Source organism: Mycolicibacterium arseniciresistens, assembly GCF_030519285.1.
Taxonomy (GTDB): domain Bacteria; phylum Actinomycetota; class Actinomycetes; order Mycobacteriales; family Mycobacteriaceae; genus Mycobacterium; species Mycobacterium arseniciresistens.
Genome location: NZ_JAUMSQ010000289.1, coordinates 1 through 9,614, shown reverse-complemented (window position 1 = coordinate 9,614; position 9,614 = coordinate 1). Strand labels below are relative to the sequence as shown.

10 protein-coding genes are annotated in these 9,614 nt (G+C 71.1%); 4 read left to right on the top strand and 6 right to left on the bottom strand.

Annotated elements, in window-relative coordinates:
- The first annotated feature begins 174 nt into the window (after window positions 1-174).
- Together Q2100_RS25845 and Q2100_RS25840 are read left to right on the top strand one after the other, a co-directional pair.
- Window positions 175-528 (top strand): hypothetical protein, encoded by a 354-nt coding sequence (locus tag Q2100_RS25845; protein WP_302916364.1) that lies wholly within the window; start codon window positions 175-177, stop codon window positions 526-528.
- A 46-nt stretch (window positions 529-574) separates the two neighbouring features.
- Window positions 575-1,936: an NAD(P)/FAD-dependent oxidoreductase gene (locus Q2100_RS25840; RefSeq protein WP_302916363.1), complete on the top strand. Its 1,362-nt coding sequence runs from the start codon at window positions 575-577 to the stop codon at window positions 1,934-1,936.
- Window positions 1,937-1,942: 6 nt separating this feature from the next.
- Here the strand turns inward: Q2100_RS25840 and Q2100_RS25835 are convergent, their stop codons facing one another.
- Window positions 1,943-2,548 carry a YqgE/AlgH family protein gene (locus Q2100_RS25835; protein WP_264012898.1) on the bottom strand — a complete coding sequence of 202 codons (606 nt, stop codon included), beginning with the start codon at window positions 2,546-2,548 and terminating at the stop codon, window positions 1,943-1,945.
- 118 nt (window positions 2,549-2,666) lie between these two features.
- Here Q2100_RS25835 and Q2100_RS25830 point away from each other — a divergent pair, with 118 nt between their 5' ends.
- Both Q2100_RS25830 and Q2100_RS25825 read left to right on the top strand, forming a co-directional pair.
- Window positions 2,667-3,947 carry an MFS transporter gene (locus Q2100_RS25830; protein ID WP_264012897.1) on the top strand — a complete coding sequence of 427 codons (1,281 nt, stop codon included), beginning with the start codon at window positions 2,667-2,669 and terminating at the stop codon, window positions 3,945-3,947.
- A 10-nt stretch (window positions 3,948-3,957) separates the two neighbouring features.
- On the top strand, window positions 3,958-4,734 hold the full coding sequence (locus Q2100_RS25825; RefSeq protein ID WP_302916362.1) for a TIGR03084 family metal-binding protein: 777 nt from the start codon (window positions 3,958-3,960) through the stop codon (window positions 4,732-4,734).
- Here Q2100_RS25825 and Q2100_RS25820 read toward each other — a convergent pair.
- From Q2100_RS25820 to Q2100_RS25800, 5 genes are all read right to left on the bottom strand, one after another.
- Window positions 4,731-6,620 carry a S9 family peptidase gene (locus Q2100_RS25820; RefSeq protein WP_302916361.1) on the bottom strand — a complete coding sequence of 630 codons (1,890 nt, stop codon included), beginning with the start codon at window positions 6,618-6,620 and terminating at the stop codon, window positions 4,731-4,733. The two genes, Q2100_RS25825 and Q2100_RS25820, sit on opposite strands and share 4 nt — an antisense overlap.
- Window positions 6,621-6,713: 93 nt before the next feature.
- Window positions 6,714-7,358: a TetR/AcrR family transcriptional regulator gene (locus tag Q2100_RS25815; RefSeq protein ID WP_302916360.1), complete on the bottom strand. Its 645-nt coding sequence runs from the start codon at window positions 7,356-7,358 to the stop codon at window positions 6,714-6,716.
- A gap of 42 nt (window positions 7,359-7,400) precedes the next feature.
- Window positions 7,401-7,898 (bottom strand): pullulanase, encoded by a 498-nt coding sequence (locus Q2100_RS25810; protein ID WP_302916359.1) that lies wholly within the window; start codon window positions 7,896-7,898, stop codon window positions 7,401-7,403.
- Window positions 7,899-7,932: 34 nt separating this feature from the next.
- Entirely contained in the window at window positions 7,933-9,384 is a 1,452-nt protein-coding gene (locus tag Q2100_RS25805; RefSeq protein ID WP_302916358.1) for a CCA tRNA nucleotidyltransferase, read from the bottom strand.
- Between the two features lie 11 nt (window positions 9,385-9,395).
- A partial coding sequence (locus tag Q2100_RS25800; protein WP_302916357.1) for a hypothetical protein occupies window positions 9,396-9,614 on the bottom strand: 219 nt, incomplete at its 5' end.

Sequence of the window (9,614 nt, the reverse complement as noted above, 5' to 3'; positions counted from 1 at the left end):
CGTCACCCGCCGCACCTGCGGCCCCGGCGGTGCCGCCGGTCGTGCCCGCGCCGCCCAGGACCCCGGCAGTGTCCGCACTGGCGGGCTAGAAGACGACGTCCCCCGGGCGAAGCCTGGCGCCCGGGGGGCGCCCCATCTGAGCGGGCCTTACCCGCGTTTCGTATCGTGTGACCCATGCTGATCACCGCGGTGCTGTGTCTGTGCGCCGCCGTCGCGATCGCGGGCGTCGGCCTCTGGCTGCTCACCCATCCCCGGCCCGCCGACCCCGTGCGGCAGGTGCTGCGGACCGTCGCGCCCACCCAACTCGCCGCCGCGGTCATGCTGGCCGCCGGCGGGACGGTCGCCCTGGCGGCCCAACCGCACACCGCACTGCTGGTGGTGATCGTCTGCGTGGTCGGTGCGGTCGGCACCGTCGCCGCAGGCTGCTGGCAGAGCGCCAAACTCGCCGCCGCACGCAACGCCGCGACGGCCCAAGACGGGTCGGGCTGCGCCGGCTCGTGCGCGGCGTGCACGCTGTCCTGCCACTGACCAGGCCCGCGCGTAAGGCGCGAGGCCGCTGGGTACGCCTCCTGCTGTGAGCGAACGCACAAAAGTACTCGTCATCGGTGGTGGCTTCGGCGGCCTGTTCTGCGCCCGCCGGCTCGGCCGCCTGGACGTCGACGTCACGCTCCTCGACCGTGCGGCCTGCCACGTCTTCCAGCCCCTGCTCTACCAGTGCGCGACCGGCACGCTGAGCATCGGGCAGATCAGTCGCTCGCTGCGGGAGGAACTGGAGCAGTACCGCAACGTGCGGGCCCTGCTCGGCGAGGCCGTCGACCTCGACCCGGACGCGCGGGTGGTGACGGCCCGGCGCCCCGACGAATCGACGTTCACCGTCGACTACGACGTGCTGATCCTCGCCGCCGGGATGCAACAGTCCTACTTCGGCAAGCCGGAGTTCGCCCAGTTCGCGCCCGGGATGAAGACCCTCGACGACGCGCTGAGCATCCGCAGGCGGCTGTTCTGCGCCTTCGAGATCGCCGAGACCCTTCCGCCGGGACCCGAGCGCGACAGCTGGCTCACCTTCGTGGTGGCCGGCGGCGGACCCACCGGCGTCGAGCTGGCCGGTCAGATCCGCGAGATCACCACCCGGGCCCTGGCCAACCAGTTCCACAGCATCGAACCGACCGAGGCCCGCGTCCTGCTCTTCGACGGCGGTGAGCGCGTGCTCGCGGGCTTCTCACCGCGGCTGGCCGTCAAGGCGACCAGGACGCTCGAAGAGCTCGGCGTCGAACTGCACATGGGGGTGCACGTCACCGACGTGCTGAGCGACAAGGTCACCGTCTCGCCCAAGGACGGCGGCCCCGACGAGCACTACGCCGCGCGCACCGCGCTGTGGACGGCCGGCGTCGAAGCGGTGCCGTTCGCCCGGCGCTTCGCCGAGGTGCTGGACGTCGAGTCCGACCGTGCCGGACGCATGGCGGTGGAGCCCGACCTCTCCGTGCCCGGCCATCCGGAGATCTTCGTGATCGGCGACCTCGTCGGCCGCGACCGGCTACCGGGCGTCGCCGAGAACGCCATGCAGGGCGGGATGCATGCCGCCGCGTGTGTGCGGCGCGACCTCGAGGGCAAGAAGCGCAAGCCCTACCGCTACCGCGATCTTGGTTCGGCCGCCTACATCAGCCGCGGGCACGCGCTGCTGGAGGCGGGACCGATCCAGCTCGCCGGCTTCCTTGGCTGGGTGGGCTGGGGCGTGATCCACATCGCGTTCCTCACCGGCGTGCAGAACCGTGTCAGCACGCTGGCGACGTGGCTGATGACGATCGCGAGGGCCAGCCGCACGGACCGCACCTTCCTGCTGGGCAGCCCGATACCGCCGGAAGATCCTTACACCTGGCCGACGGAAGCCTCTGCGCCACGGCATGCGATGCCCAAGGCCGAGGGCGTCGCCTCCTGACCGTCGTCAGTTGCGGCTGATGTCGATCGGATGGGTCGCCAGCAGCGACAACGGCAGCGGTTGACGCCGCAGCACCCGGGACCAGAGGTCCACCCGCGGCTCGACCAGGACGTCGGTCGGCAACGCCGACAACACGATCCAGTCGTCCCGCTCGATCTCGCCCTCGAGCTGGCCGATGGTCCAGCCGCTGTACCCGGCGAAGATCCGCACCCCCTCGATCAGCGGCGCCACCGAATCCGGGTCGGCATCGAGGTCCACCATCGCCATCCGGCCCTGTACGTGCCGCAGCCCCGGCGTGCCGTTGGCCTCGACCCCCACCCGCAGCGTCGCCAGGCACAGCGCGGCGTCCCGCTTCACCGGGCCGCCGATGAACATCGTCTTCGGCTTGGTCGCGAGCTTCGCCCACTGCGGGAGGATGTTGTAGACGGCGGTCTCACTGGGCCGGTTGAGCACGACACCGAGGGTGCCGCCGTCGTTGTGCTCGACCACGTAGATGACACTGCGGCGGAACGTCGGTTCGAGCAGATCGGTGTTCGCCAGCAGCAGCGTTCCCGCGCGCACCCGGTGGGCAGCGGGGGCGATGAAATCCTCCGGATCCTCTGACTGCGCCACGACTCCATCATGGCATCGACCGCTGGCCGACGTGGCCAACAACCGCCTCGCGGGCGAAGATTTGTACGCTGGACCGGGTTGCCGCTCCCCCATTGTTTGTAGAGGACGTGATCTCGCCGTGGTCGACTCGCGTCCGGCCCGGATGGTGTGGCGGTCGGTGCGGGCACTGCCGGAGTTCCGGCGGTTGCTGGAGCTCCGCGCCGTCAGCCAGTTCGGCGACGGGCTGTTCGCCGCAGGGCTCGCCGGCGCCCTGTTGTTCAACCCCGAGCGAGCCGCCACTCCGTGGGAGATCGCGGGCGCGTTCGCCGTGCTGTACCTGCCGTACTCGCTGCTGGGTCCGTTCGCCGGCGCGCTGCTCGACCGCTGGGACCGGCGCGTCGTCCTCATCGGCGCCAACGTCGGCAGACTGCTGCTGGTGCTCGGCGTCGGTGCAATGCTCGCCGCGGGAGTGGGTGACCTGCCGATCCTGTTCGGCGCGCTGATCGCGAACGGGTTCACCCGGTTCGTCTCGTCGGGCATGTCGGCGGCGCTGCCCGACGTGGTGCCGCGCGATCGGGTGGTGGGGATGAACTCGGTGGCGACGGCCGTCGGCGGGATCGCCGCCTTCGCCGGCGCCGTCTTCATGCTGCTGCTGCGCTGGCTGTTCGGTGACGACGACACCGGCGCATCGACGATCATCTTCCTGGTCGCCGCGCCCGTGGCATTCGCACTGCTGCTCTCGGTGCGCTTTTCGCCCAACGTGCTCGGCCCCCACGAGAGCGTCCGGTCGATCCACGGGTCGGCGCTCTACGCCGTCGCGACCGGCTGGGTGCACGGCATCCGTACCGCGGTCGGCGTCCGCACGGTGGCCGCGACGCTCGCCGGGCTCGCCGCGCACCGGATGGCGATCGGCATCAACACTCTGCTGGTGCTGGTGATCGTGCGGCACAGCGACACCCAGGCCGTCGCCGGGCTCGGCTCGGCGGTCAGCTTCCTCTCCGCCGGCGCCGTCGGGCAGTTCCTGGCCAACTTCCTCACCCCACCCGCCGTCGGCCGGTGGGGCCGCTACGCCACCGCCAACGGCGCGCTCGCGTTCGCGGTGGTGGTCCAGCTCGCCGGCGCCGGTCTGCAGCTGCCGATGATGGTGGCGTGCGGGTTCCTGCTGGGCATCGCCGGTCAGGTCGTCAAGCTGTGTGCCGACAGCGCCATGCAGATCGACGTCGACGACGCGCTGCGCGGCCATGTGTTCACCGTGCAGGACTCGCTGTTCTGGGTGGCGTTCATCGGGGCGATCACGGTGGCCGCTTTCTTCATTCCGCCCGGCGGGCACGCGCCGGCGCTGGCCGTGGCGGGGTCGGTGGTCTACCTGCTCGGCCTGGCCGCGCACGCCGCCGTCGGGCGCCGCACGCCGGCTGGTTAACCTGACCGGCATGGCGGCAGCAGCGGCGGTGGTGGCCGATCTCCGCGCCGAGAGCGACGACCTCGACGCGCTGATCGCCGACCTGCCCGCCGAGCAGTGGACCCGGATGACGCCCGCACCGGGCTGGACCATCGCCCATCAGATCGCCCACCTGCTGTGGACCGACCGGGTCGCGCTGCTCTCGGTCACCGACGAGGCCGCCTTCACCGAGGTGCTGGGCGCCGCCGCGACCAATCCGACCGGCTTCGTCGACGAGGGCGCCGCCGAGCTGGCCATGACCGCGCCCGCCGAGCTGCTGGCCGACTGGCGGCACACCCGGGCCCGCCTGCATGACGAACTCCTCGGCGTCTCCGAGGGCCGCAAGCTGCCGTGGTTCGGCCCGCCGATGAGCGCCGCGTCGATGGCGACCGCACGCCTGATGGAGACCTGGGCGCACGGCCTGGACGTGGCCGACGCGCTCGGTGTGACGCGCCCGGCGACGGCGCGGCTGCGGTCGATCGCCCACATCGGCGTGCGGACCCGGGACTTCGCGTTCGCCGTGCACGGACTGCCCGTTCCTGCGGCACCGTTTCACGTGGAACTACGCGCACCCGACGGGTCGTCGTGGACCTGGGGCCCGCCCGACGCCGAACAGCGTGTCACCGGTTCGGCCGAGGACTTCTGCTACCTCGTGACGCAGCGCCGCCCGCGCGCCGAGCTCGACGTGCGGGCCGACGGCGCCGACGCCGAGACGTGGCTGACCATCGCGCAGGCCTTCGCCGGCCCGCCGGGCGCGGGTCGCGACTAGACCGTCGGCGTCCTCCCGCCGAGGTGCCGGGCGAGGAAGCGTTCGACCGCGTGGTGCAGGTCGATCTGGTTCTCCGGGTTGAGGAAGCCGTGGCCCTCGTCGTCCTTGACCATGTACTCCACCTCGACGCCCCGCGCCCGCAGCGCCTCGACAATGTTGTCGGACTCGGCCTTGACGACGCGGACGTCGTTGGCGCCCTGCACCACGAGCAGCGGGGTGCGGATGCGGTCCACCCGGCTGATCGGCGAGCGGGCGAGCATGTCGGCCTCCTGCTCGGGATCGTCGGGATCGCCGACATAGCGGTGCCAGTTCGCGGCCAGGTGCGGCCGGGCGCCCGGAGGCAGGGTCCGCATGAAGTTGGCGAGGTTGGAGATCCCGACGTAGTCGATCGCGGCGGCGAACACGTCGGGGGTGAACGTGACGCCGACCAGCGCGGCGTATCCGCCGTAGGAACCGCCGAAGATCGCCACCCGGTCCGGGTCGGCGTAGCCCTCCTTGACGGCCCACTCGACGGCGTCGACGAGGTCGTCGTGCATGCCGCCGGCGAACTCGCCGACCGCGGCCTGCATGTGGGCCTTGCCGAAGCCCGTCGAGCCGCGGAAGTTGACCTGCAGCACCGCATATCCGCGGTTGGCGAGTAGCTGCACCGTCGGGTCGAAGCCCCAGCTGTCCCTGGCCCACGGACCACCGTGCACGACCAAGACCGTGGGCAGCCCGGCCGGTTCGACACCGACCGGCAGTGTCAGGTACGACGGCAACGCCAAGCCGTCTCGCGCCGTCACGGTCACCGGTGTCATCGGCGCCAGCGTGGCCGGGTCGAGGTGGGGCAGCGGCCGGAACAGCAGTCGGCTCTCACCGCTGCCGTGGTCGTAGTAGTAGGTGAAGCCCGGCTCGCGGTCGTGGAAGTAGGTGACCACCCAGTGCTGCCCGCTGTCGTCGGACGACGTCAGGGCCAGGTCGCCGTCCGACAGCTTCATCAGGTTCTCCAGCACGGCGGCGAAGCCGGGGTTCAGCGCCCGGATGACCCGCCGCTCACCCTGGTAACGGACCCCGATCAGCTCGCCGGTCCGGCGGTCCTGGATCAGCGGCGACGGCAACAACGGCACGACCAGACCGGTGGTGTCCAGGTCGAGGACGGGGTCACTGTCGACCTCGGTCTCCTTGCCCGTGGCGAGGTCGAGGTGGGCCAGGCGGGTGCGGTCGGTGCCGCGGTTCGACCCGAACCAGACTCCGGTGCCGTCGGGGGTGATGTCGAACGGGAAGATCCCGAGCGGGTGGTCGGCCCCGTCGAACACCGCGACCCGACGCAGTCCCGCTGCCGCACCCTCCCACTGCTGGATCTCGATGTCGCCGTTGGGCAGCGTCGCCATGGCCAGGACGGTGCCTGCACCACCGACCACCCACGCGGCGACGTTGCCGGGGTTCTCGGCGAGCATCGTCAACTCGCCGGTGGCGATGTCGAGCTCGTAGACGTCGATCAGTTCGACAGTGCGCCTGTTCATCTGGACGATCGCGGTGCCGGGCCGGCCGGGGAGCAGCTGATAGAACGCCCGCACCCCCGGGAAGGGTGTGAGATCGACCGCGGGCGAATCGGTTTCGTCCGGATCGGCCCGGAAGACGTGCCAGTTCTCGTCGCCGTTGGTGTCCTGCAGGTAGAGCAGCCAACGGGAATCGCCGGTCCAGTCGGAGCCCATGACGCTGCGGTTCGCGTCCGCGGTCACGCAGCGCCCGTTGTCGGTGGAGTCGGTGCGCTGCACCCACACGTTGAGCCGGTTCCGCCAGGGCGCGAGGTAGGAGATCCTGGTGCCGTCCGGGGAGATCGTCGCGCGGGCGCGCACAGGAGGGCTGAAGAGCTCCTCGACGGTGATCGGTGGTGGCAGTGGCATGTCGGTCCTTTCTGTTGACGGCGGCGCGCGCCATCGACCGCCTCGGCGGTGAGACCGGGCGGAGTGCGGAATTCGGTTGTGGCGGTTGATGGCTCAGGTGGTCACGGGGCCACCGAGCCTGCCGTTGGTGGCATCGTTGATCGCCCGGTCCATCAGTGCCAGGGCCTCGGCCTGGGTGACCTTGCGGTTGTCCACGATGATCGCCCTGCTGACGTCCTCGTCGATGACGCGGAACGCGCCGGTGACGGCGGCGGCGCAGAGGCGCACCGTGAGATCGTCCGGCGCGAGGCGCAACCGCTCGGCGGCCACCGGGATCAGGCCCCGTTCGAGCCGGTCGTGGACCATCAGGTAGGCCGTGCGCAGTGCCGGTTCGGACTCGGTCATGGTGCTGATGCGCATACCGCTCCACTCGTCCTCGATGCCCTGTTCGTCGAGTGGATGCCGGGCGGTGTTCAGGGCGAGGTGCTCGCCGAGGGACAGTTCGAGCGGCCACCGGTGCAGGATCTCGAGGAACCGGTCGGCCGAACGCGCCAGCAGCGGCTCCACACAGCTCTCCTTCGTGCGGAAGTAGCGCCAGATCGTCCGGGTGGACAGCCCCGCGGCCGCGGCGATGTCGTCGCCGCTGGTGGCGGACACTCCCTTCTCCCAGAACAGCGCCGCAGCGTGCCGCGAGACGGTCAGCCGCTTGGCGTCGGTGTCCACGCAGTCGTCTCCCGTCTCGGTGTCACTTAGTGACATCTCGACTGTGTCACTAAGTGACAGCCCCGTCAAGGCGGCTGCTCAGAGCTCGGTGGCGGCGTCTGCCTTCCCGTCCCCGTCGGAGTCGGTGAGCCTGACGTCCCACCGGCCGTCGGCGTCGGTGTCCACCAGCGCGAGACCCTCGGAGAACGCCCGGTCGGCCAGGCCGTTCCCGTCGCTGTCCGCCAGCCGGTCGTCGGCCTCACCGTCGGCATCGACGTCGACCAGCGGACCGCCCACCTGCTCGGCGCCGTCCAGCCCGAACCAGCGCACCTGACCGGCCCGGTCGACGCTGAGCAGCCAGGTCCCCGAGCCGTCGTCGGTGAAGTGCGCCTCGGCGCGGTCGTCGTCGTCGAGGTCGAGGGCGGCCTGCTCGGCGAGGCCGTCCCCGTCGAGGTCGGCCATCACGTCGTCGAGGCGGCCGTCGCCGTCGAAGTCCAGGCCGACCGCGTCCGGCCGGCCGTCACCGTCGAGGTCGACGTCGGGCGCCGCAGTCCACATGGTTGCCGACCCGTCACCGTCGCCGAGGCAGTACTCCATGTGGGTCAGACGCCGCGCCGTGGCGGGCGGTTCCCTACGTGTTCTGGCGGGTGTTCCACCAGGCGAGCAGCTCGTCGACGGCCTCGTCGTGGTCCAGCGGCCCGCGGTCCAGCCGCAGTTCCTTGAGATACCGCCACGCCTCGCCGACCTCGGGACCCGCCGGGATGTCCAGCAGCCGCATGATCTCGTTGCCGTCCAGGTCGGGCCGGACCCGCTGCAGATCCTCCTTGGCGGCCAGTTCGGCGATCCGGTGCTCCAGGTCGTCGTAGTTCGCCTGCAGCCGCGCCGCCCGCCGCTTGTTGCGGGTGGTGCAGTCGGCGCGCACCAGTTTGTGCAGCCGCGACAGCAGCGGTCCGGCGTCGGCGACGTAGCGGCGGACCGCCGAGTCGGTCCAGCGGCCGGTCCCGCTGCCGTCGGCGTAGCCGTGGAACCGCAGGTGCAGGTACACCAGCTGCGAGACGTCGTCGATCATCTGCTTGGAGTACTTGAGCGCGCGCATCCGCTTGCGGCTCATCTTCGCGCCGACCACCTCGTGGTGGTGGAAGCTCACGCCGCCGTCGGGTTCGTGGCGGCGGGTGGACGGCTTGCCGATGTCGTGCAGCAGCGCCGCCCAGCGCAGCACCAGGTCCGGCGAGTCCTCGAGGTCGATCGCCTGCTTCAGCACCGTGAGCGAATGCCAGTACACGTCCTTGTGCTGGTGGTGCTCGTCGATCGCCATCCGCATCGCGCCCACCTCGGGCAGCACCACGTCACCGAGCCCGGTCTGCACCATCAGGTCGATGCCCGCCACCGGATCGTCGCCCAGCAGCAGCTTGTCCAGCTCGGCGGCCACCCGCTCGGCGGTGATCCGGCCCAGCTGCGGGGCCATCTCGGTGAGCGCGGTGAGCACCCGCGGCGCGACGCCGAACCCCAGCTGCGACACGAACCGCGCGGCCCGCAGCATCCGCAGCGGGTCGTCGCCGAACGACACCTCCGGCGCCGACGGCGTGTCGAGCACCCGCGACCGCAAGGCGGCCAGGCCGTTCAGCGGGTCGTGCAGCTCGCCGATGCCGTCGGCGGTGATGCGCACCGCCATCGCATTCACCGTGAAATCGCGGCGCACCAGGTCGCCCTCGAGCGTGTCGCCGAACTGCACCTCGGGATTGCGTGACACCTGGTCGTAGCTGTCGGCGCGGTACGTGGTGATCTCCAGCCGGTGACCGTCCTTGCCGACGCCGAGGGTGCCGAACTCGATGCCGGTGTCCCACAACGCGTCCGCCCACCCGCGCAGCAGCTTCTGCATCTGAGCAGGCCGCGCGTCGGTGGTGAAGTCGAGGTCGGTGCCGAGCCGGCCGAGCAGTGCGTCGCGCACGCTGCCACCGACCAGGTACAGGTCGTGACCCGCATCGGCGAACACCGCGCCGAGCTCGCGCAGCAGCGAATCGTGCCGGCGGAGCGCGGCGACCGCACCGGCCAGCAGTTCGAGGTCAGCAGCGGAGTCGGACACGTTCGATGAGCCTAGACGGTAACGGTCCTGCACCGACCGGTGAGTGCGGCCGGGACGTATACCAGGTGGCAGCTACTATCGCTTGGGTGTCGGAAGGCGAACAGGCCAAACCACGACGGCGCCGCGGGCGTCGCCGCGGCCGACGCGCGGCAGGCCCGCCCGAGGCCGGCCAGCAAGCCGGTCAGCAGGCTGGTCAGCAAGTCGTCGGCCCGCACAACCATTCCGCGGCG

Bases quoted from the DNA above. Each gene is read 5' to 3' on its own strand.
- Q2100_RS25845 (WP_302916364.1), top strand. From the start codon at position 175: ATGCTGATCACCGCGGTGCTGTGTCTGTGCGCCGCCGTCGCGATCGCG.
- Q2100_RS25825 (WP_302916362.1), top strand. From the start codon at position 3,958: ATGGCGGCAGCAGCGGCGGTGGTGGCCGATCTCCGCGCCGAGAGCGAC.
- Q2100_RS25820 (WP_302916361.1), bottom strand. From the start codon at position 6,620: ATGCCACTGCCACCACCGATCACCGTCGAGGAGCTCTTCAGCCCTCCT.
- Q2100_RS25815 (WP_302916360.1), bottom strand. From the start codon at position 7,358: ATGTCACTAAGTGACACCGAGACGGGAGACGACTGCGTGGACACCGAC.
- Q2100_RS25810 (WP_302916359.1), bottom strand. From the start codon at position 7,898: ATGGAGTACTGCCTCGGCGACGGTGACGGGTCGGCAACCATGTGGACT.